At 61.5% G+C, this 20,820-nt stretch carries 17 protein-coding genes and 2 pseudogenes; 5 read left to right on the top strand and 14 right to left on the bottom strand.

All coding sequences use genetic code 11. The features are described 5' to 3' along the window. Positions 1 to 84: 84 nt before the first annotated feature. Both R1T40_RS07370 and R1T40_RS07365 read right to left on the bottom strand, forming a co-directional pair. Entirely contained in the window at positions 85 to 1,143 is a 1,059-nt protein-coding gene (locus tag R1T40_RS07370) for a quinone-dependent dihydroorotate dehydrogenase (protein ID WP_317386437.1), read from the bottom strand. 33 nt (positions 1,144 to 1,176) lie between these two features. Beyond that, positions 1,177 to 1,515, bottom strand: coding sequence for a DUF952 domain-containing protein (locus tag R1T40_RS07365; protein ID WP_106164807.1), 339 nt, complete (start codon positions 1,513 to 1,515; stop codon positions 1,177 to 1,179). Positions 1,516 to 1,703: 188 nt separating this feature from the next. Between R1T40_RS07365 and R1T40_RS07360 the strand changes: the two are divergent. Beyond that, positions 1,704 to 3,286 (top strand): annotated as a pseudogene (locus R1T40_RS07360) (bifunctional metallophosphatase/5'-nucleotidase). 81 nt (positions 3,287 to 3,367) lie between these two features. On the opposite strand, the gene R1T40_RS07355 reads toward R1T40_RS07360, so the two are convergent. Next, a complete protein-coding gene (locus R1T40_RS07355) occupies positions 3,368 to 3,841 on the bottom strand; it encodes a GNAT family N-acetyltransferase (RefSeq protein ID WP_317386436.1) in 474 nt (157 codons plus the stop codon). 192 nt (positions 3,842 to 4,033) lie between these two features. Between R1T40_RS07355 and R1T40_RS07350 the strand changes: the two genes are divergently transcribed. Further along, on the top strand, positions 4,034 to 4,336 hold the full coding sequence (locus R1T40_RS07350) for a DnaJ family domain-containing protein (RefSeq protein ID WP_317386435.1): 303 nt from the start codon (positions 4,034 to 4,036) through the stop codon (positions 4,334 to 4,336). Between the two features lie 99 nt (positions 4,337 to 4,435). Here the strand turns inward: R1T40_RS07350 and R1T40_RS07345 are convergent, their stop codons facing one another. Next, positions 4,436 to 4,909, bottom strand: coding sequence for a MarR family winged helix-turn-helix transcriptional regulator (locus tag R1T40_RS07345; protein WP_317386434.1), 474 nt, complete (start codon positions 4,907 to 4,909; stop codon positions 4,436 to 4,438). Positions 4,910 to 5,028: 119 nt separating this feature from the next. Between R1T40_RS07345 and mnmH the strand changes: the two genes are divergently transcribed. Then, the gene (mnmH, locus tag R1T40_RS07340) at positions 5,029 to 6,087 is read left to right on the top strand and encodes a tRNA 2-selenouridine(34) synthase MnmH (protein WP_317386433.1); all 1,059 of its coding nucleotides are present in this window, start codon (positions 5,029 to 5,031) and stop codon (positions 6,085 to 6,087) included. Positions 6,088 to 6,229: 142 nt separating this feature from the next. Here mnmH and selD read toward each other — a convergent pair whose 3' ends face one another. Genes selD through R1T40_RS07305 form a run of 7 tightly spaced genes read right to left on the bottom strand, consistent with a single transcriptional unit; the run spans position 6,230 to position 14,451 of the window. Further along, a complete protein-coding gene (selD, locus tag R1T40_RS07335; protein WP_317386432.1) occupies positions 6,230 to 8,392 on the bottom strand; it encodes a selenide, water dikinase SelD in 2,163 nt (720 codons plus the stop codon). A gap of 42 nt (positions 8,393 to 8,434) precedes the next feature. Further along, complete coding sequence (locus tag R1T40_RS07330; RefSeq protein WP_317386431.1) at positions 8,435 to 8,815, bottom strand: Na+/H+ antiporter subunit G; 381 nt, start codon at positions 8,813 to 8,815, stop codon at positions 8,435 to 8,437. A gap of 10 nt (positions 8,816 to 8,825) precedes the next feature. Next, positions 8,826 to 9,095, bottom strand: a complete 270-nt coding sequence (locus R1T40_RS07325) for a K+/H+ antiporter subunit F (protein ID WP_317386430.1) — start codon at positions 9,093 to 9,095, stop codon at positions 8,826 to 8,828. Then, positions 9,092 to 9,589, bottom strand: a complete 498-nt coding sequence (locus R1T40_RS07320) for a Na+/H+ antiporter subunit E (RefSeq protein WP_317386429.1) — start codon at positions 9,587 to 9,589, stop codon at positions 9,092 to 9,094. The genes R1T40_RS07325 and R1T40_RS07320 overlap by 4 nt, the downstream gene beginning before the upstream one ends. After that, positions 9,589 to 11,235 carry a monovalent cation/H+ antiporter subunit D gene (locus tag R1T40_RS07315; protein ID WP_317386428.1) on the bottom strand — a complete coding sequence of 549 codons (1,647 nt, stop codon included), beginning with the start codon at positions 11,233 to 11,235 and terminating at the stop codon, positions 9,589 to 9,591. The genes R1T40_RS07320 and R1T40_RS07315 overlap by 1 nt, the downstream gene beginning before the upstream one ends. Then, a complete protein-coding gene (locus R1T40_RS07310) occupies positions 11,232 to 11,585 on the bottom strand; it encodes a Na+/H+ antiporter subunit C (RefSeq protein WP_106164796.1) in 354 nt (117 codons plus the stop codon). Before R1T40_RS07310 ends, R1T40_RS07315 begins: the two co-directional genes overlap by 4 nt. 4 nt (positions 11,586 to 11,589) lie before the next feature. Then, positions 11,590 to 14,451: a monovalent cation/H+ antiporter subunit A gene (locus tag R1T40_RS07305; protein ID WP_317386427.1), complete on the bottom strand. Its 2,862-nt coding sequence runs from the start codon at positions 14,449 to 14,451 to the stop codon at positions 11,590 to 11,592. Positions 14,452 to 14,745: 294 nt separating this feature from the next. Between R1T40_RS07305 and R1T40_RS07300 the strand changes: the two genes are divergently transcribed. Both R1T40_RS07300 and R1T40_RS07295 read left to right on the top strand, forming a co-directional pair. Next, positions 14,746 to 15,219, top strand: a complete 474-nt coding sequence (locus R1T40_RS07300) for a rhodanese-like domain-containing protein (RefSeq protein ID WP_317386426.1) — start codon at positions 14,746 to 14,748, stop codon at positions 15,217 to 15,219. After that, positions 15,216 to 16,064 (top strand): alpha/beta hydrolase family esterase, encoded by an 849-nt coding sequence (locus tag R1T40_RS07295; RefSeq protein ID WP_317386425.1) that lies wholly within the window; start codon positions 15,216 to 15,218, stop codon positions 16,062 to 16,064. The genes R1T40_RS07300 and R1T40_RS07295 overlap by 4 nt, the downstream gene beginning before the upstream one ends. Positions 16,065 to 16,137: 73 nt before the next feature. Here R1T40_RS07295 and mdoH read toward each other — a convergent pair whose 3' ends face one another. The 3 genes and pseudogenes from mdoH to R1T40_RS07280 all read right to left on the bottom strand — a co-directional run bounded on the left by mdoH (position 16,138) and on the right by R1T40_RS07280 (position 20,814). Beyond that, entirely contained in the window at positions 16,138 to 18,015 is a 1,878-nt protein-coding gene (gene mdoH / locus R1T40_RS07290) for a glucans biosynthesis glucosyltransferase MdoH (protein WP_317386424.1), read from the bottom strand. Next, a pseudogene (locus R1T40_RS07285) lies at positions 18,016 to 19,543 on the bottom strand (glucan biosynthesis protein). Next, on the bottom strand, positions 19,540 to 20,814 hold the full coding sequence (locus R1T40_RS07280) for an OpgC family protein (RefSeq protein ID WP_317386423.1): 1,275 nt from the start codon (positions 20,812 to 20,814) through the stop codon (positions 19,540 to 19,542). Before R1T40_RS07280 ends, R1T40_RS07285 begins: the two are co-directional and overlap by 4 nt. Positions 20,815 to 20,820: the final 6 nt, after the last annotated feature.

Raw genomic sequence — 20,820 nt, 5'->3', positions numbered from 1 at the left:
GGCGCGGCCTGCTGGGCCCAACGGGAAGGGGGGCTTTTTAAAGCATCCCTGACGGGCGGGAGCGCCCCTGGCTGCCGTGGATGACTAGAGCCAAGTCGCGCGATCTGTGCCGACGGCTTGCGCGACGCTCTCATGTCCGTCGCGCGCCAGAAGCGCATCAAGGCCATTGGCTATCTCTGCTGCAAGTGACAGACCGCCATAGACCAGCGCGGTATAAAACTGCACCGCTGATGCACCCGCGCGGATCTTGGCATAGGCGTCTTCAGCCGAGGAAATTCCGCCCACACCGATGATCGGCACGGCACCGTCAAGCCGGAAGGAGAGCTGTGCCAGCACCCGGGTGGATTTTTCAAACAATGGTGCGCCGGAGAGCCCGCCCATTTCATCGCACTGCGCGCTTTTCAGACCGTCGCGGGCAAGCGTCGTATTGGTTGCAATCACCGCATCAATCCCGCTTTCGCGCGCGACATCAGCGATATCGTCAAGACCTGCCTCATCCAGGTCGGGTGCAATTTTGAGGAACACCGGGATTGGGCGGTCCAGGCCCTCTCGTGCCTCCATGACCCCTGCCAATAGCGCAGAAAGGGCAGCTTTGCCCTGCAGATCACGCAGCTTTTCGGTGTTGGGAGAGGAGACATTGACGGTGGCAAAGTCCAGATGCGCGCCGCAATGGCTCAGGACGCGGGCAAAGTCCTGCGCGCGGTCATCGCTGTCTTTGTTGGCGCCGAGGTTGAGGCCGATCACACCATCCTTGGGTCGCTGAGCAAGGCGTGCGCCAACCGCCTCCATGCCCTCGTTGTTAAAGCCGAAACGATTGATCGCCGCGCGATCTTCGCTCAGGCGAAACAGGCGCGGTTTGGGATTGCCCGGTTGAGGGCGCGGGGTTGCGGCCCCCACCTCAATAAACCCGAAACCGGCCTGCGTCAGCGCGCTGAGCGCCTCGGCGTTCTTGTCAAACCCTGCGGCCAGCCCGACCGGATTGGGCAGGCTCAGACCGGCAATTTCTGTCTTCAGGCGCGGCGATGTCACCGGGCCGGGGCAGGGCGTGAGACCGGATTTCAGGGCCTTGATGGACAGCCCATGCGCGGTTTCGGGATCAAGGCGATGCATCACGGCCAGCGCCAGTTTTTCGGACAGCTTCATCGGCCGTGCCTCCTTTGTTGCGCGTCGGCGCGCTCAGACCATTTCTGCGGGAAAACGGTGAACACCTTCAACCAGCGGCAGCGGTTTGGCCCAGATCAGTTCCGCATGTTGCAGCCGGCGATAGAGATGCGGGAACAGTGCGCCACCGCGTGACGGCTCCCATTTGAGCGCATCGCCCATCTGATCCGCCTCAAAAGCCAGAAGCCACAGCCCCTCGGCATCCGCGAAATGCTTGGCTGCGGTTTCTGCCGCCTGCGGGGCGGTCGAGAAGTGGATAAAGCCGTCCGCAAGGTCCACGGGCGCGCCATCGGTTTCACCGGCGGCCTCAAAGGCGCGCCATTCGTCGTCACGGAAAATCTTGTAAATCAGCATGGCCACCTCATGCCCTCAGACGCCCCCTTTGCGCAAGAGTGCTTGTGCGAAGGGCAGCGCAAAGTTTCCCCTGCGTCTACATCGCGGTGTCACGTAAGTTTGTTTTTGACTGTTTGGGCAAAGATCACGAATACTGAGACCATAACAACCGCCGGTAGAGGTGGCATAACAAGGTGAGGGTTTATCCTATGATTTCACGTTTACTGACGTCGGCAGCAGCGCTGGGTCTGACCGCGGGCATGGCCGCAGCGGACTATAAGCTGACCATTCTGCACACCAACGACATTCACAGCCGCATCGAGTCGATCAACAAGTATGATTCCACCTGCGGCGCAGACGATGAGGCCGAGGGCAAGTGCTTTGGCGGCATCGCGCGCGTGAAGGCCAAGGTGGACGAGATGCGCGGTGCGCTGGAAGGTCAGAACGTCGTTCTGCTGGATGCAGGCGATCCGTTTCAGGGGTCGCTCTTCTACACCACCTACAAAGGCGCGGCTGAGGCTGAGTTCATGGAAGACATCGGCTACGATGTGATGGCCGTTGGCAATCATGAATTCGACGATGGCCCGGCTGGGCTTGAGAAATTCGTCGACACCGTGTCCTTTCCGGTGATCTCAGGCAATCTTGACCTGACCTCCGAGCCGCTCTTGAAGGGCAAGGTCGGCAATCATGTGGTGCTTGAGGTCGGAGGCGAGAAGATCGGCATCATCTCCGCACTTGCGACCGATACGGTCGAGACCTCCTCGCCAGGGCCGAATGTTGTGTTTCAGGATGAAATCGACAGCTTGGCCGCCGATGTCGAAGCGCTGCAAGCGGAAGGTGTGAACAAGATCATCGCGCTGACCCATGTGGGGCTCGCCAAGGATATGGAGATTGCCGAGCAGGTTCCGGGGCTGGATCTGGTGGTGGGCGGCCATTCGCACACGCTGCTGTCCAACACCTCTGATCGCGCCGCTGGTCCGTACCCCACCATGGTTGGCGACGTGCCGGTGGTGCAGGCCTATGCCTATTCCAAATACCTCGGTGAGTTGACCGTGACCTTTGACGATGAGGGCAATGTCGTCTCAGCAGAGGGTGAGCCGATCCTTCTGGATGCATCGGTGACACCGGATGCGGAGATGACGGCACGCATCAAGGAAATGGGCGCGCCGATCGAGGAAATGAAAACCCGGATCGTTGCGGAAACCAAGGATATCGTTGATGGCTCGCGCGATGTCTGCCGTGCAGGTGAATGCTCCATGGGCAATCTGGTTGCCGATGCGATGCTTGCGCGGGTGAAAGATCAAGGCGTGAGCATGGCAATTCAGAATGGCGGCGGTCTGCGCTCCTCCATCGACGCGGGCGAAGTCACCATGGGCGAAGTCTTGAGCGTGCTGCCGTTCCAGAACACACTGTCTACCTTTGAGGTCTCCGGTCAGGCGATGATCGACGCGCTGGAAAACGGTGTTGGTCAGATCGAAGAGGGCGCGGGTCGCTTCCCGCAAGTTGCCGGGATGAAATTCGCCTTTGATGCGTCCAAAGAGCCGGGCGCGCGTATCTCTGAGGTAATGGTCATGGACGGAGAAGTTCTTGGGTCGCGATTGATCCTGCCAAAACCTACGGCGTGGTGTCCAACAACTACGTGCGCAACGGTGGCGACGGCTACAAGATGTTCGCAGGCGACGACAAGAACGCCTACGACTACGGCCCCGACCTGGCCGATGTGGTTGCCGAATACCTCGCCGAAGTCGGCCCCTACAGCGCCTATACCGATGGCCGCATCACCAAGAAATAAGCCCGTCTAACAGTGCGTTTTCAGCCCCCGTCGGAGAGATCCGGCGGGGGTTTTGATTGACCGCGGCGCGGGGCGAAGCCGTCACTCGGTTTCTAGCCGAAATTTAAGGAATGTTTCACCGTCATACTCCTGCTCAGCGACGAACACGGCTCCAAGCCGGTCGAGCGCACCGAGGTTCCGACGCGACGGAGGCAGGAGAAACGTCACAAAAGGAATGCGTTCGTCGGTACGGGCGAAGTCGAGTGCTTGCTTTGTAATGCGCGCGCCAAGCCCGAAGGATTGTGGCGTGAGAACCAAGCCGAAATCCCACTCGTCCCCTTCCTTCTGAAATCCCCCCCATCCAACATATGTCTTACCCGACAGTATGGCCCAATGGCCGAGCCCATCACGGCTCCAGCATTCTTCCTTTGCTGCGACAAATTTGGCCACGGCGGACTTGTCCCACTTGAATGTCAGGAGAGGCATGTGCTCGGCGACGCGTGGGTCGGACATGTGAGCAATGATCTCGTCGGGTTCTATGTCAGGTAGGCGGGCGAAGGTGATTTGATGTTTCATTTTGGTCGCTGTGAATGTTGATCGAGGTAACGTAGTGGATATGCAGTTATCACAACACATTCGGTTGCATGGATGACAGAGACGTGACTGTGCATCGCATGTCGCCGAACGGCTCCTTACCGTGGGACCTCCACGTGAGGGTGCCTTGGGTATGGCGTTGCCTGCCGGCGGTCCTCCGTCTATCTTGCCACTATGGACCATCCGCTGATCGACCTTATCAATGCCCGGATTGAAGCTGCTGAGCGGGACGGGGCCTTCGACAACCTTGACGGGGCAGGCAAACCGCTGCCGCAGTGCGAGGACCCCGAGAACGCGGTGATGAACCGGATCATGAAAGAGAATGGAGCGGTTCCGGAAGTGGTCTCCCTGAGCCGAGAATTGGCACGCCTGCGAGAAGAGCTGCGCGACACCGGGGATCGCAGCAAACGTCGTCAGATCATTGCGGATATGTCCATGATGGAGGCGCGGATCGAAATTGCGCGCAAGCGCGGTTGATAAGAATATCTGCCCGGAGGTCGGGCGATCACGTGACGAAAAATGCGACATCAATGGACGTGCGGCGCAAACTTTTGAACGCCGGCCTGTGATGCGACGTCAGCTTGGGCGATCCGCATCATAAGGAGCGCCGCGTGCGTCCACATCCGTCGCCTTGGTCAGGAGCCGCACCAACGCCTCACGCTCTTCTGGCGTCAGGTTAGACAGGATCTCCGGCTGGATGGCCTCCACATTGGGACGGGCTGCGGCAAACAGGGACTGTCCCCGTTCCGTCAGGCGCAGGCGGCGGGCGCGGCGGTCCTCGGGGCAGATGTCACGCTGCACGAGCTGCTTGATTTCCAGCCGCTCCACGACCTTGCCCAGAGTTGCCCTGTCATATCCGATCAATCCGGAGAGGGTCGCCTGATCTATGCCGGGCCTTGCATCCAGTGCGGCGATCGCGGTGTATTGCACTGGCGTCAGATCGAGCCCGGCGGCGCTCATGACTGCCGCAAACCGCGCCACCGAGATCTGATGCAGGCGCCGGATCAGCGTGGCAGGCAGGGTGGCGATTTCCAATTCGGGATCGGGCATCTGAGTGTTCCGTTCGCGGCTCTGGGTCGGGTCCCTATCTCGGCAAAATCAGTCGGGTGGCGGCCTCAGTCCGGCGAATTTCTGTTTTGTTGCCCCGGCTGTGAGAGTAGAGATGGGGCATGGCTCTGACCTTTCAAACACTTTCCGATTTTCTTGCGCATGGGCACGACACCGTGATCGATGTGCGCAGCCCTGCTGAATATGCCGAGGACCATGTGCCCGGCGCCATCAACCTGCCTGTGCTGGACAATGATGAACGCGCCGAGGTCGGCACGATATATGTGCAGGAGAGTTCCTTTCGCGCGCGCAAGATTGGTGCTGCGATGGTGTTTCGCAACGCGGCCAACCACATAGAGCACAGTCTGAGCGCCTATGAGGGGGGATGGCGTCCTCTGGTCTATTGCTGGCGCGGTGGGCAGCGATCCGGCAGTTTTACCTGGATGCTGAGCCAGATTGGCTGGCGCGCCGAGGTGGTTCAGGGCGGCTATCAGAGTTATCGCCGGTTGGTGCATGCGGCCCTCTATGAGACATCACTGCCGCATCAGTTGGTGCTGCTGGACGGGCTGACCGGGACCGCCAAGACCGAGATCTTGCAGGCGGTTGAACGCCTTGGCGGACAGGTGCTCGATCTGGAGGGATTGGCGCGTCATCGGGGCTCTCTGCTTGGTGCGCGGCCCGGTGGGCAACCCAGCCAGAAACGGTTCGAGAGCTATATCGCCTGCGCTTTTGCAGGCATGGACCCGACGCGTCCGGTTCTTGTGGAAGCGGAGGCCAGCAAAATCGGCGCCCGCATCCTGCCACCCAGCCTGTGGGAGGCGATGAAGACCGCGCCCCGCATAGATGTGGAGGCCCCGTTTGAGGCCCGCTGCGACTATCTGGTCGAGGCCTATGACGACATCCTCTCGGATGCGGAACGTTTGCGGGCGCAGCTCGATCCGTTGCGGACGCACCGCTCTCATGCGGTTGTGGATGGTTGGATCTCGCTGATCGAGGCCGGGGATAAACGGGGGCTGACGGCGCGGCTGATGGCTGACCACTATGATCCCGCCTATCGCAAGGCACGCGCGCGCTATGAAGTGGACGGGCTGGGGCGTCTGTCGCTAAAGGGGCTCGCACCGCAGGATCGGCTTGCTGCTGCAGAGCAGATCATGACTCTTCTGCAGAGGTTTGCCCGCTAGGGGCAGGGTCGATTGACCCTGAGCCACCGGTGTGTCGGTTTTCTGTCTGACGATGAGACTCCTTTGAGGGGGCATGGTGTGTTCTACATCTTTGACGTCCGTCAGGGGAAAGACTTATCAAACCGCACCCTGGCTTGCGCCGTCATCGCAGAACGATCCCTTCGCCCGCACCACGCATGACGCCGATCCCAGCCGCGCAATAGCCGTGGTTTCGCAATTGGTCCAAGAGCTGCTCTGATTGATCCGAGGGCACTGCGGCCAGCAACCCGCCTGAGGTTTGCGGGTCGAACAGCAGCGCGCGTGCGCCGGCAGTGCCAATGCCGGGCAACAAGGCGGCGTTGTCGTCGAATATGGTTGAACGCACCCCGGCCTCTGCCAATTCCGGGGCGCCGCACATCGTGGGGATCGCGTCAAAGCGGATTTCGGCCCCCAGATGAGAGGCCTCGCACATTCCCTGCAGATGCCCCAGCAGGCCAAAGCCGGTCACATCGGTCATGGCATGGGCCTGTGCACACAATACCTCGGCGGCCTTGCGTTGGCTCTGACACATCAGGTCAAGCGCGTCGGCAACCCAGCGCCCCCGCGCCTGACCTGTCATTTCTGCGGCAAGAATAGTTCCGGTTCCCAGTGGCTTGGTCAGGATCAGGTGATCCCCCTCCTGCGCGCCTGCCAGTGTGAGTGGGGCGGAAGCGCATAGACCGGTGATGGTAAAGCCAAGCGTCAGCTCCTCACCGAGCGAGGTATGTCCACCGACAATGGCCGCGCCCGCGAATGTCATCTCCTGATCCGCGGCACTCATGATCTCGCCGAGAAGACGCTCCTGCAGGTCCGGTGTCTGGCGCGGCAGGATCAGGGTGACAGTCGCCGCTTGCGGGCGGGCGCCCATGGCCCAGATGTCGTTCAGCGCGTGCTGCGCGGTGATGCGGGTCATGGTCATCGGATCTTCGGTGAAGGCGCGTAGGTGATCGGTACTGATCACCTGGATCGCCCCCCCGGTCTGCAGCTGCGCCGCGTCATCGCCGGGCAGGGGAGTCACGTCGGCTCTTGCTGCGCCCGTATAGCTGCCAAGCCCCCGGTTCAGGCTGTCGCGTCCGACCTTTGAGCCACAACCGCCACACATCGGTTTTGCACCGAGCGCCTCCTCCAGTCCCGACGCGCGAAGGCGGGGTAAAGGGGGCGGTGCCATGACCGGCAGATCGTCGAATTTCGCCATGAACTTTCGGTCGATGTGATCCTTCCACCGCCACAGCAATGCGCCGGAAAAACTGCGCCCGTTGCGATCCGCGAGCGCTGTCTTGCCGCCCATGGAGATCAGTTTCAGGTAGTCTTTTTGCGGATGATAGTCTTTCAGGGGGCCACCGCTCAGCATGGCTCTGAGGTTGTGAAAGAGAATGGGCGCCTGTCGCACCGCGTAAACCCCGGCCTTTGGGCGCGGCGTCCGGGCCATATGGGCGCAATCGCCGGCGGCAAAGACATGAGCGTCAGAGGTTTGCAGGTTTGTATCCACCACAAGCGCGCCATCGTGTTGTTCGAGGCCGGAGGAGCCAAGCCAGCCATAGGCACGCGCACCGGCGGCCCCGACTGTGAAATCGCTGAGAAGGACATGGCCGTCCTCAAGGTGGATTTCGCCCTCCGTCAGCCGATCAATCCTGGTCTGCTCCAGCAAGGTGACGCCATGGGTTTCAAGTGCGGCGCGCAGGCGGGACCGGCTTTGCTCTCCCAACGCGGACAGGGCCGTATCGCTGTCGATCAGCGTGGCCTGCGTCAGGCGATTGTGCTGGCGCAGCGCGTGAGACATGGCGAGGATCAGCTCCGCCCCGGCGACACCTCCACCGATGCAGGCGATACGTGCGGCAGAACTGTCGGCGCGAAATGCCTCCCATGCGGAAGCTAACATGCCGAGTGGTTTTGCGGGGATGGCGTGATCGGCGAAACCGGGCAGATCGGGCATCGCAGAGGTGATGCCGATGTCGATGGAGGCGACATCATACGCGATCTCGGGCCGTCCCGGGACCGCGATACGCTTGGTGGCCGGGTCGATCTGTTCGGCAGCGCCAAGGATCAGGCGCGCGCCGGCAAAGCGCGCCAGTTTCACAAGGTCGATATCCAGCGCCTCGCGCGTGTAGTGCCCGGCCACGAAGCCCGGCAACATGCCGGAGTAGGGGGCGGTTGGGCCGGGATTGATGAGAGTGAGGCGCACGCCCGGCAGGGGATTCATTCCCCACATCCGCAGCAGAAGCGCATGGGTGTGCCCGCCTCCCACAAGGACCAGATCGCGGGTCAGCGGAAGGCGGGAACTGTGCATTGTATCGGCCTCATTGTCGCATGCGACCGTCAGAGAGGCCGCTCAGGCCCCGGTCTGTTCAGACGCCGGGTGGTGCTCGGGCTTGTTATGCGTCGCCCAGAGCTTGCATGTGCCGGGTGTCGGCAGATCCTTGGGCTTTGTCTGCTGGTTGATAAACACCTTGGCAAGGAAATTTGCCGTGACCGGAGCGGAGACCAGCAGAAACAGGGTGATCAGCAGCTCATGCGCCGACACGCGCCCCTCGTAGGCCCAGGCATGCAGCATGGAGCCGAGCAGCACGCCACCGACCCCAAGTGTGGTGGCCTTGGTGGGCGCATGCATGCGCGACATCGGGTCGTTGAGCTTCAGCAGGCCGAAGGAGCCCACAAAGCCAAAAAGGCCCCCCACGATGATGAAACCGGTGATGAGAAGGTCGATGATCATTTTTGTCTCCTCACTCGATGATGTTGCCGCGCAGCAGGAAGCGCGCATAGGCCACGGTTGAGATGAAGCCGAGCATTGCCATGATCAGCGAAGCCTCAAAGAAGATTTCCGAGCTCAGGAAGACGCCAAACAACACCACCAAGGCGATGGAATTGATGAACATGGTATCCAGCGCGAGGATTTGGTCGGTGATTTCCGAGCCTGTGACCACCTTCCAGAGGTTCATCAGCATTGCGACGGCGAAACACCCGAAGGCGAAGATATAGGCATATTCGATCATTCGAAAATCTCCTTCAGGCGGGTTTCATAGCGGGATTTGATGTCATCTCTGACGGCCGCCGTATCCGGTGCGTGCAGGCAGTGGACCAGCAGGTAGTGCCCATCAGCCGAAATGTCCGCCGTGAGCGTTCCGGGCGTCATGGTGATGGTGCCGCCGAGTATCGCGATGGCCTCTGGTGTGCGGATGTCCAGCGGCACTTCGACCCAAGCAGGCTGTCGCTTGCTGTTGGGCATGAAGAGAATGATGCGAGCCACGATGATGTTGGCGACCACGATGTCCCAGAACACCAAGAGCACATACCCTGCCAGCCGCAGCGGGCTCTTTAGCTTGGGGCGGTTGGGCCAGTAGGGCTGTGTCACGAATGGAATAAGCAGCCCGAGAAAGAAGCCAAACAACAGCGAGTTCAGGGAAAAACGGTTGACCAGCAGCTGCCAGATCACCGTCAGCAACAGTGTCAGCAGCGGGTGCGGAAGAAGGCGATTCAAGATCCTCATCAGTTGCTCTCCTCGGCGGCGGCTTCACTCGCGCTGTCTTGCCCGGCATTATAGTCCGCGGCCTCGTCGGGGTCAGGGTCGGAAACAGGGCGGTCGCGGTTGGCCAGTACCGTCTCAATATAGGCCTGTGGCGCAAAGAGGTCGTTTGCAGTGGCGCTGGTGTAGCGCATCATCGGCCCGGCAAAGAGGGTCAGGGCAACTAGCCCGGCCAGCAACCCGAAGGTCGCGACAAACGGCAGCGCAGGTGTAGGTGCCGTTCGCGCTCCGTCACCGCCCTGGCGGTGTTCCACCTCGATCTCTGGCTCTGCCATGCTGTCATCGCGCGGCAGGCCGTGGCTTTTCCAGAAGATCATCGTGCCTGCGCGGGCAAAGCCCATGATGGTAATGAGCGAACTGGTAAGGATCACGGCCCAGACCCAGACCGCCAGCGTATTGTCGCGTGCCGCGTCCAGGATCAGCAGCTTGCCCAGGAAACCGGACAGCGGAGGCATGCCAGCGGTGGCGATTGCTGCGATGAAGAACAGGACCGAAATCAGCCCGCTCTGCGCCATCACCGGTTTTGGCGCGATGTCGTCCCCCTGACGCTGACGGACCATATCAGCCACCAGAAACAGCGCTGCCGCAGCCAGTGTCGAGTGTACGGTGTAGTAGAGGGCGGCTGCGGTGGCCTCGGGCGTGAACAGCGCGATTGCGGTCAGGAGCGTGCCGACCGAGGTGATCGCGCCAAAGGACATCAGGCGACCGATCTCTTTTGAGCCCAGAACGCCAATGGCGCCGATGGCGACGGTCAGCAGCGCGGCGGGCAGCAGCCAGCTGTCCACCAACCCTTCGACCACTGCCACATCGGGGCCAAAGACCAGCGTATAGATGCGCAGGATGGAATAGGCGCCCACCTTGGTCATGATCGCAAACAGCGCCGCCACCGGGGCAGGCGCGTTGGCGTAGGAAGCGGGCAACCAGAAGTGCAGCGGCAACAGCGACGCTTTGATCGCAAAGACCAGTAGGAGCATGATCGCGCCGACGCGGATCAATGCGGTGTCCTCGGCCGGGAGTTCCGCAACACGCACCGCAAGATCGGCCAGGTTGAGCGTGCCAGTCACCCCGTAGATCGTGCCAAGCGCAAACAGGAACAGAGTGGAGCCAAGGAGGTTGAACACCACATATTGCACGCCCGCCTGAAAGCGCCGCGCGCCGCCGCCGTGGATCATCAGACCATAGGAGGCGATCAACAACACCTCGAAGAACACGAACAGGTTGAACGCATCCCCGGTCAGGAAGGCGCCGATGATGCCCATCAGCTGAAACAGGAACAGCGGATGGAAATTGGCGCCGCGCTCGTCCCATTTGCTGCCCACCGCATAGAGGTTTACCGCCAGCGCGAGAACCGTGGTGAGCAGAACCATCATCGCCGAGAGACGGTCCAGCACCAGTACGATGCCAAAGGGCGCTTGCCAGTCGCCCAGCTCGTAGACCTGCACTGTTCCGTCGGCGGCCTGTACGGCCAGCGCCATCGCGATCGCGACCAGCAGCACGTTACTGGCCAGCGAGAATATGCGCTGCAGATCAATGTGGTAGCGCAATGCCATGATGATGAATGGTGCCACCAGCGCAGGCAGCACGATGGGCGCAATCAGAAGGTGGTTCATGCGTCCTCTCCCTGCGCAGGCGCAGTGTCGTCCATGTTGATATTGTCGTTGCGGGCGCTGAGGTAGGCCCCGAGGGCCACCATCACCACCACGGCGGTCATGCCGAAGGAAATCACGATCGCCGTCAGCACCAGCGCTTGCGGCAGCGGATCACTATAGGCCACATCGGCGTATTTGTTGAGGATCGGCGGCGCATTGCTCGCCAATCGCCCGGAGGCAAAGAGAAATACATTCACTGCATAGGACAGCAGCGAGGTGCCGAGGATCACCGGGAACGTGCGGCGACGCAGCACCAGATAGATCCCCGCAGCGGTGAGCAGGCCGACGGCTGAAGCAACGAGAAATTCCATGCTCTCAGGCCTCCTTCATGTCTTGTTCCGCGTCGTCGCGGGCAGGGTTGATGTCCATGGCATGTTCGGATGCAGAGCCTGGCTGCCATGCAAAGCGCGAGAGGCTTTCCAGCGCCAGCAGGACAGCGCCCACGACGGCGAGGAACACGCCAAGGTCGAACAATGCGGCTGTGGCGACCTCGAATTCATTCAACGGCGGGAGGTGCACATAGCCAAAGGCGGAGGTCAGGAACGGCTGGCCGTTGAACCAGGCGCCAATCCCCGTGGCGGCTGCGATCAGCACGCCTGAGCCGATGATGCCGTGATAGGGGAAGCGTTGTCGCTCCGTCGCCCAGCCAAAGCCGGATGCCATGTACTGCATGATGACGGCAATGGCCGCGATCAGACCGGCGATGAAGCCACCACCCGGCAGATTGTGCCCGCGGAAGAAGATGTAGGCCGCAACCATCAAAGCCACGGGCATCATCATCCGCGTCACCACGACCATCATACCCGGATGACTGTCGCCCGCCTGCTCGATGTCGGGTTTGCGGTTCAGCAGATAGGCCCGGACGCGCGTGGACAGAACAGCCTCGGTCAGCGCAAAGATGACCAGCGCCGCGATGCCCAGCACGATGATCTCGCCAAAGGTGTCAAAGCCACGGAAATCCACGAGGATTACGTTCACCATATTGGTGCCGCCACCGCCCTTGTAGGAGTTTTCGACGTGAAAGCCGGAGATGGACGGGAAGGCAAAATCCCGCAGCAGCATCGCGTAGATCAGGCCGCCGACGCCGACGCCCCCGATGATCGCAATCACGCCGTCACGCATCCGGGTCAGGACCGGGGTTTCGACCGGCGTGTCCTTGGGCAGGAAGTTCAGTGCCAGCAGCATCAGGATTATCGTCACCACTTCGACCGAGATCTGCGTCAGGGCAAGATCCGGTGCCGAGAGATAGTTGAACGACAGCGACACGATCAGGCCGACGATACCGATCAGGATCAGCGCGATGAACCGGCGACGGTGGAACAACACGATGCAGGCGGCCGCCACGATGAGGCAAAGCCAAGCAACGATGGGCAAGGCACCTGCCTCCTGTAGCGCACGGGTGGGTGCGCCCAAAAGGCCGGTTGAAAAGGCATAGATACTGAGGGCCGCGGTGAAGCTGATCATGATAGCGCCGTAGCGGGTCAGCGAGCCGTCATGCAGCCGGGCCGTGATGCCCTGCATTAAACGGGTGGCTGCGCCAACGATCGCATCAAAGATCTCCTTGGCCTCCGGGCGGGGCAGGGCGGTCCAGACCCGCTCCAGCGGGCGGTGCAGGGCCAGCAGCACAAGACCGCCGACAATGGCGATGATCGACATGTAAAGCGCAGGCGTGACCCCATGCCAGAGTTTCAGCGAGTAATAGGGAAGTTTTTCTCCGCCGATGACGGCACTTGCGGAGGCGGCAACCAGTGGGCCGACCAGCTTGGCCGAGAACAGGCCGATCAGAACCACCAGTGTCACCAGCAAAGCGGGCGATGCCCACATGCCGAACCCCGGATCATGGGGTTTCGCTGGATAGTCGTCACGTTTGGGGCCGAGAAACACATGCGCGATATAACGAAAGGAGTAGGCCGCCGAGAACATCGCCGCGATGGTTGCGAGGATCGACATGGCCAGCGGGCTTTGCATCCAGCTGGTGTGCGAAATCTCCTCCAGCATCATTTCCTTTGAAAGGAACCCGTTGAGCGGCGGAATGCCCGCCATCGACAGCGACGCCAGAGTGGCAATCACGAAGGTGACAGGCATCAGATGACGCAGCCCGCCAAGGCGCTTGATATCCCGCGTGTGCGCTTCGTGATCGACGATGCCCGCAGACATGAAGAGCGCGGCCTTGAAGGTGGCGTGGTTGATGATGTGGAACACCGCGACCACAGCCGCCAGCTTGGTGCCCATGCCCAGAAGCATGGTGATCAGGCCCAGATGCGAGACGGTAGAGAACGCCAGGAGCGCCTTGAGATCATCCTTGAACAACGCGATCACGGCACCAAGCACCATGGTGATCAGGCCCGTGGTGGCGACGATGTAGAACCACTCCGGCGTGCCTGCCAGAACGGGCCACAGGCGCGCCATCAGGAACAGGCCTGCCTTCACCATCGTGGCGGAATGCAGATAGGCCGAAACCGGCGTCGGCGCGGCCATCGCATGCGGCAACCAGAAGTGAAACGGGAATTGCGCCGATTTGGTGAAGGCCCCGATCAGGATCAGGATCAATGCAGGAAGATAGAGATCCGACGACTGGATCGCGTCCTTGTTCTGCAGGATGACGCTGATGTCATAGCTGCCGGCGATATTGCCGAGGATCAGCATGCCACCGATCATGGCCAGCCCGCCCATGCCGGTCACCGTCAGTGCCATGCGCGCGCCCTGACGGCCTTCTGGCAGGTGCTTCCAATAGCCGATCAGCAGGAAGGACGACAGCGATGTCAGCTCCCAGAAGATCAACAAAAGCAGGATGTTGTCGGACAGAACGATCCCAACCATCGCGCCCTGGAACAGCAGCAAATAGGTATAGAATTGCCCCATCGGATCCTCTCGCGACAGGTAGAAGCGCGCATAAAGGATGATGAGCAGCCCGATTCCGAGGATCATGGTGGCAAACAGAAAACCCAGCCCGTCGAGAAAGAAATTCGCATGCAGCCCCAGCGCGGGCAGCCATTCGAGGCCGACCTGCACTGTCTCTCCTCGCAGAATGGCAGGGGCGTGCAGCATAAGGCCGATAAAGGCGAGGCCCGTCGCAAGCCCGGCAGATGAGGCCGAGGCATTGCGACCGGCACGGATCAGAAGCGCGGGAAACAGCGCGCCGAGGAATGGCAGGGCCGCTATCAAGAAAAGGGACACGTCATACTCTCCAGGTCGGGCATTTGTTTTATTTTTCGGGCAACAGGCCCTTAGCTGCTATTTGCGTAAGGAAATTTCCAGTGGTGTTCCAGAAAATCCGCTCTGAAAGTGGACTGTTTCGGATCGGAAACAGCTAAATGTGACATTGGGCCGCATGTTTTCTGCCGCCGCCGCTGGTTGCGGCGATGCAGCATTGCGATGACGCGATCTTGATCAGCTCGTCACCGCGCGGATCGCGCGCAATCATGACGTTCATGCTAGGAGAGGGATGAGGCCACGTCTACGGATAGAACCATGGAAAAAATCGGACATGTGACCAGTTTCAACCGCAGGGGCCTGATGCTGGGCGCGGTGGCTGTTGCGGGCAGCGGCGGCGCCTGGTGGTGGCTCTACCGATATACGCCGCCTCATGAGGGCGGTCTGCTGTCGGTGCAACAGGCGCATGCCAAAGCCTCGATGGAGGATATTCTGCTCTTGGATATCCGCACCCCGACGGAATGGCGCCGCACTGGCGTGCCGGAGGGCGCCGTTCCACTCGATATGCGGCGTGCCGATTTCACCGAAGCGCTGACCACGCTGATGCAGGGGGACAATACGCGCCCGGTTGCTCTGATCTGTGCAGGTGGCGTGCGGTCCGCGCGGCTGAGTAAACGTCTGATCGCGGCAGGGTTCACCACGATCATCGATGTGCCCGAAGGCATGTTTGGGTCTGCTGCGGGGCCGGGCTGGCTCAATTCAAACCTGCCGGTGCGCGCATGGAACGGATGACACACTCTGCTGCGATCACCTCCCTCGCGCTTGCGCTGATCATGGCGGCGCCTGCGGCCCATGCGATATGCGGCACGGCAGAGGGCGCCTGCACGTTGCCTGACGGTAGCTATGAACTCGTCCTGCCGTCGGACGGGCAAGGCGCGGTGCCCGCGGTGATGTTCCTGCACGGCCACGGCGGCTCTGCGCGGGGCGTTCTGAGTATGCGCGGTGTGATTTCAGCACTGACAGACCGGGGCTACGCAGTGATCGCGCCCAATGGTGCGCGCCGTGCCGAGGATGGACCGCGGAGTTGGTCGTTTTTGCCCACATTTGGTGGACGTGATGACTTCGACTTTCTACCTGCGGTGCTTGCGGATGCAGGGGAGCGGTTCAATATCGATGCCGAACACTCTGTTCTCGCAGGTTTTTCATCGGGCGCCTTTATGGTGAACTATCTGGCCTGCGAGAGGCCAGACAGCTTTGCGGCGTATCTTCCGGTCTCGGGTGGGTTCTGGCGGCAGCAGCCTGAGGACTGTGCGGGGCCTGTACGGCTCTACCAAAGTCACGGCTGGACCGATGGCGTTGTGCCTCTGGAGGGGCGGATCCTCGGCGGTGGACGCTTTATCCAAGGCGATATCTGGGCCGGGCTGGAGCTGTGGCGCGAGACGCTCGGCTGCGCCACCCATGCGCCGGATCGCATGTGGCAGGAGGGCGAGCTGATGCTGCGCAGCTGGAGCTGTCACGCGGAAGCAGATCTCACCTTTGAGCTGTTCCCGGGTGGGCACATGATTCCGCAGGGCTGGGCGGACAGGGCGATCAACTGGCTGGAAGCCAGCGAACTCGACGCCGAACATACCGACTAGTCTCAGCTTGGATCTTTCGGAGGTCCCGATGGATGCGGGGGCAGGCCGCCCCCGCGTCTTTATCAGGTCAGCGTCACTCGACGGCCTGCACAGGCGCATCGGGACCGTGCAGGTTTTTCCGCAGCAGGCCGCGATAATGCCGTGCAGCGCGATTGATGCGTGGCTCATGCAGCCCTTCGGCGGTGCTCATCCAACGACGCGGAAGGCGCAGGCTGGATAGGGCCGACAACGGGACCGCCAGCACCAGCGACAGCGCGATCGGTGCGAGCCAGAGCGAAACCAAACCCGTCGCAACGCCAATCCACAGCGTCACACCACTGATGGTCTCCAGCGCATGACATTTGAACAGCGTCGCGAGGCTGTAGTGCCCGCCCGCGCGTGCCTGCGGCGACCAGCCCTTTTGCAGACCAAAGACGGTGCGCAGCACGGCGATCATCTGCTGAACCATCAGGATCGGCGCATAGAGGATCGCCAGTAGGATTTCCGTCAGCATCGACAGCAGGAACCGCCCGATGCCACCGTAGTCCGAAATCCGCCGCCCGGTCAGCGGCAGCGCAGCGACGGACAGGATTTTGGGCGCAAGCAGCATGGCGTAGATCAGGATGATCACGGCGACATGACGCGGCTCACTCATGTCGGGCCAGTTTGGCCGAAGCGGGTTCTTCTCCGAGAAGTAGGTGATGACCGAGGCGCCTTCGTCATGACCGATCACGGCCCAGATCACCAGAAGAGCAAACCACACAGGCGCCATGAGATAGCCGATCGCCCCATGAGCGAGGTGGAACCGCGACATGGCGTGAAAGCCGGTGGCGTTGAGAATGCGCAGATGCTGCAGGTTGCCCTGGCACCAGCGACGGTCCCGCTGGATGTGATCAACAAGGGTTGCAGGCGTTTCCTCGTAGGAGCCGCGAATGCGCGGCAGGAACCGCACCCGCCAGCCTGCGCGGCGCAGAAGCCCTGCTTCGACAAAGTCGTGGCTCATGATGATCGAGGTGCCACCGGTGAGTGTCGGCAGTTCCGGCAGGCCAGCGCAGGCGGCAAAGGCGCGGGTGCGGATGATGGCGTTATGCCCCCAGTAGTTGCCTTCATGCCCGGTCCAGCGCGCCAACCCTTCGGCCAGAGCAAGACCATAGACGCCATTTGCAAACTGCTGCATGCGGCCAAAAACGGATTGTGCACCAATGAGTTGCGGGAAACTCTGAATGAGGCCGGCGGCGGGATCACGTGACAGCGCATCCGTAAGGCGCACGATGGCACGGCCTGTCATCAGGCTGTCTGCATCCAGCACCAGCATTGCCTCGTAATCGCCGCCCCAGCGGGTTACCCAGTCGTGGATATTGCCAACTTTGCGGGCGGTGTTCTTTTCGCGACGCCGGTAGTAGAGGCTGATGCCCTCCGGCAATTCGTCCCGCAGGGCGCGGACACTCTGTTCTTCCTGCGCGGCGATCTCTGCATCGCGGGTGTCGGACAGAATGAACATGTCGTACTGGTGCGCCCCGCTGATCGCGCGCAGTTCCTCCAGCATCGAGCGGGCATTGCCGAGCACGTACCACGGCACCTCGTTATAGACCGGCACCAGCAGGGCAACCCGCATCGGCTTGCGCGGACCACGGGTTGGCGTCGGGCGGGTCTGGGACAGGCTGTAGAGCCCAAGAAGCACGGTGGAGACCGTGAAGGTGATCCAGAAGAAGTTGAACGCGATCAGCGTCAACAGAACCCACTCCAGCATGGTTGTGCCATCAGCGGCAAACCAGCCTTGCATGACCCAGCCGAGGGCCACTGTGGCAGCCATCGCGGGCGAAAACGCCAGGATGCGCCACAGGGCAACGCCGGGCTGACCCTCACCGGTGGCCGGCGCTTTGACGTCGTGAAACTCGGTCCCGAAGTCCTGCGCCGGCATTGCCAGCGGGGTCTCCGGAGGGATCAGGGGAGTGGGAGGGAAGTCACGCATTTAAACAGTCCACCTATAAAGCCAGACTTCGGAGGCCGCAGCGCCATCTTTCCGAAGTTGGGCGCGCAGCTCAACATGAGTTCTGATCGCCCGGATCGAAGGAAAACGCCAGCCGCATGCCGCCGGTTTCCGGATTGCGTTGGAGAATGCCGTCGCGGGTCTCCAGATTGGGAGAGGACACATGGATGGTGAAAGCATCCGGGTCCGCCTCGAACAGCGGGTGCGCCTCAAAATCAATGACCATCAGACGGCCCGGGTCGCCGAAGATCTTTGCGCCCGACGCGGTATTTATGACGCGCGGCAGGTCCGGTACCGGCTCCTCGCCCCAGGTCAGCCGATACTCCAGATCGACGCGCGTGCCTTCGGCATAGGGTTCGTCCGGACGCCAATAGGCCACGATATTGTCGTAGATCTCTTTGTCGGCGGGGATCTCCACCAGTGTCACGGCCCCTTTGCCCCAGTCGCCCTTGGGCTCGACCCAGAGCGAGGGGCGCCGATGGTAGAAGGCCTCGAGATCCGCAAACTCCGACAGTTTGCGCGCCCGTTGCATCAGGCCGAAGCCCATCGGGTTTTCATCCACGAAACTCGATACCTGCAGCCGGGTCGGGTTGGCCAGTGGCCGCCAGATGACCTCGCCATGGCCGTTCTTCAGCAACAGGCCATCGCTGTCGTGTACCGCCGGGCGGAAGTCGTCAAAGCGCTGGTGGTTGGTGCCATCAAAGAGGAACATCGACGTGAGCGGCGCAAGGCCAGCGTGGGTCAGGTCCTTGCGGGCAAACAACGTCGCCTCGACATCCATCACACAGGGGTTGCCGGGCGTGATGTCAAAGCGATAGGCGCCGGTGACCGAGGGACTGTCCATCAGTGCATGAACGATCATGTTCTCCTGTAGCGGGCCGGGGGCCTCGAGCCAGAAGCTGACGAATTCGGGGAACTCTTCGCCCTCCGGGTCGGCCGTCTTCAGCGCCAGACCACGGGCTGAGAGCCCGTAATTGTTGCCATTGGCGATGGCGCGGAAGTAACTCGCGCCTTGGAAAACGCAGAATTCGGTTTTCTTGCCCGGATGGTTTTCGTCATCCAGATCCGTACGCAGGCGGAAACCGGAATAGCCAAGCGCGCCTTCCTTGGACAATTTGGGCGAAATTTCGGGGTGCTTGTTGAACCGGTCCATATCGAAAGGCACGCTTGTGCTTATGCCGTCGACAACGGAGTGGATCAGGACCGGGCGCTCAAAATACAGACCGGGCAGAAAGAAATCGACATTGTAGCTTCGATCCGTGCCGGCCCAGAGCGCCTTGTCCACATCAAACTGGATCGAGCGATACTGGTCGTAGGACATCGCCAGCCAGTCATCGGGGACTGAGCTGCGCGCGCTGTATGGGCGCTCCGCGAGGGCCTTGGCCCGTGCGATCACATCGGCACGGGAAAACTTCTCTGTTCCGGCAGTCGCCTGGACAGCGGGTGCGACAGCGATCAGCGACAGGGCGGATGCGGTTTGCAGGAAGGAACGACGGCTCAGTTTGCTCATCGTTTGCGTCTCCACGGTTGGGATTTGAACCAGGCCGCGCCGTAGGCGCAGCCGATGATAAGGGCAAAACCGGCAAGGTTTGCGGCAGCGGTCACGGTGATGCTGCGATCCGTCTGATCGAGCACGGCTCCGATGAAGCGGGCCAGCGCCATAGAGGCGACAAACACCGCGAGGCTCTGCTGACCGACTTTGGTAATCAGGGTAATGACAGTGGCCCAGATGCGCGACATCACGGAGGTGCCGCGCGCCACAAGGTTCTGGCCATTTTCACCGGCAACGAGCCACGCCAGATAGGCCAGCGACAAGAAGTGCATGTAGCGCAGCAGACCGAAGTCGGTCTTCTCGCGCCATTCGTCGGTGATGCGCCAGGCGGGGCGGATGGTCTCGCCCAGATCTGGAGCGGCTGCATTGAGCCAGCTGAACACCTTCCAGGAACCGAACGGCATGGAGAAGACCAGGAACGCCACGGCCAGCACCGCAAGTGTGCGACTGACAGGCGGTTTTGGCAGCCAGCCCGACATGAAGGCAAAGCCGGTGAAGAACAGAAGCTGCCAGCCGAAGGGGTTGAAGAACCACTCGCGCTCGGACCAGGGTTCGGCCGGCAGGGACAGGCCATCGGGGCCCATGCCGATCATATAGGGGTTCGCAAGCAACCACAGTGCGATGCACAGGCAGGCCACGGCCCAGCGTCCGGCTTTGCGCACGCCCATGACGGCAGGCATCAAGGCCAGCACCACCAGATACATTGGCAGGATGTCAAAGTAGTTCGGCACATAGGTCAGGGTGAAAATCCCGACGATCTGTTGCGTCGTGTTGGAGAAGAACCGGTGCAGGTTCAGCGACCCGATGTAGCTCTTGTCAAAGCCGCCATAAAGATCAAGCGCGGCCATCGACATGGCAAGAAAGAAGAACAAGCCGATATGGGCCCAGAACACCTGCCAGCAGCGATAGGCGACGCGGGCGGTGCCCATCCACCAGCCATTGCGGGCGAAGGAGCCGCCAAAGGCGATCGCCGAGGCCATGCCCGAGCAGAAGACAAAGATCTCTGTGGCGTCCGAGAACCCGAAACGGGCCGGTATCCAGCTGCCCCAGCGGTTGCCGGGGATATGCGCGCTCAGGATGATGAACATCGCAATGCCGCGGTAGAAATCCAGGCGCGGGTCGCGGGGGCGCGACGCCACCGCAGTCTCCGGCGGGGCACTCATCGCATTGGCGGCGGCGCGGGACGCGCTCCCCTTATCAGGCGCCGGAAAGGGCGCGACTTCTGCCATCAGTTT

The sequence above is a fragment of the Tritonibacter scottomollicae genome (assembly GCF_032924845.1).
GTDB classification, from domain to species: domain Bacteria; phylum Pseudomonadota; class Alphaproteobacteria; order Rhodobacterales; family Rhodobacteraceae; genus Epibacterium; species Epibacterium scottomollicae.
Note: the sequence above shows the minus strand (reverse complement) of the source record. Positions and strands in the feature narration are given on the sequence as shown.

What these genes read in the sequence shown, in the direction of transcription:
- R1T40_RS07370 (WP_317386437.1), bottom strand. Translation starts at nt 1,143, where the DNA reads ATGAAGCTGTCCGAAAAACTGGCGCTGGCCGTGATGCATCGCCTTGAT.
- R1T40_RS07365 (WP_106164807.1), bottom strand. Translation starts at nt 1,515, where the DNA reads ATGCTGATTTACAAGATTTTCCGTGACGACGAATGGCGCGCCTTTGAG.
- R1T40_RS07355 (WP_317386436.1), bottom strand. Translation starts at nt 3,841, where the DNA reads ATGAAACATCAAATCACCTTCGCCCGCCTACCTGACATAGAACCCGAC.
- R1T40_RS07350 (WP_317386435.1), top strand. Translation starts at nt 4,034, where the DNA reads ATGGACCATCCGCTGATCGACCTTATCAATGCCCGGATTGAAGCTGCT.
- R1T40_RS07345 (WP_317386434.1), bottom strand. Translation starts at nt 4,909, where the DNA reads ATGCCCGATCCCGAATTGGAAATCGCCACCCTGCCTGCCACGCTGATC.
- mnmH (WP_317386433.1), top strand. Translation starts at nt 5,029, where the DNA reads ATGGCTCTGACCTTTCAAACACTTTCCGATTTTCTTGCGCATGGGCAC.
- selD (WP_317386432.1), bottom strand. Translation starts at nt 8,392, where the DNA reads ATGCACAGTTCCCGCCTTCCGCTGACCCGCGATCTGGTCCTTGTGGGA.
- R1T40_RS07330 (WP_317386431.1), bottom strand. Translation starts at nt 8,815, where the DNA reads ATGATCATCGACCTTCTCATCACCGGTTTCATCATCGTGGGGGGCCTT.
- R1T40_RS07325 (WP_317386430.1), bottom strand. Translation starts at nt 9,095, where the DNA reads ATGATCGAATATGCCTATATCTTCGCCTTCGGGTGTTTCGCCGTCGCA.
- R1T40_RS07320 (WP_317386429.1), bottom strand. Translation starts at nt 9,589, where the DNA reads ATGAGGATCTTGAATCGCCTTCTTCCGCACCCGCTGCTGACACTGTTG.
- R1T40_RS07315 (WP_317386428.1), bottom strand. Translation starts at nt 11,235, where the DNA reads ATGAACCACCTTCTGATTGCGCCCATCGTGCTGCCTGCGCTGGTGGCA.
- R1T40_RS07310 (WP_106164796.1), bottom strand. Translation starts at nt 11,585, where the DNA reads ATGGAATTTCTCGTTGCTTCAGCCGTCGGCCTGCTCACCGCTGCGGGG.
- R1T40_RS07300 (WP_317386426.1), top strand. Translation starts at nt 14,746, where the DNA reads ATGGAAAAAATCGGACATGTGACCAGTTTCAACCGCAGGGGCCTGATG.
- R1T40_RS07295 (WP_317386425.1), top strand. Translation starts at nt 15,216, where the DNA reads ATGACACACTCTGCTGCGATCACCTCCCTCGCGCTTGCGCTGATCATG.
- mdoH (WP_317386424.1), bottom strand. Translation starts at nt 18,015, where the DNA reads ATGCGTGACTTCCCTCCCACTCCCCTGATCCCTCCGGAGACCCCGCTG.
- R1T40_RS07280 (WP_317386423.1), bottom strand. Translation starts at nt 20,814, where the DNA reads ATGGCAGAAGTCGCGCCCTTTCCGGCGCCTGATAAGGGGAGCGCGTCC.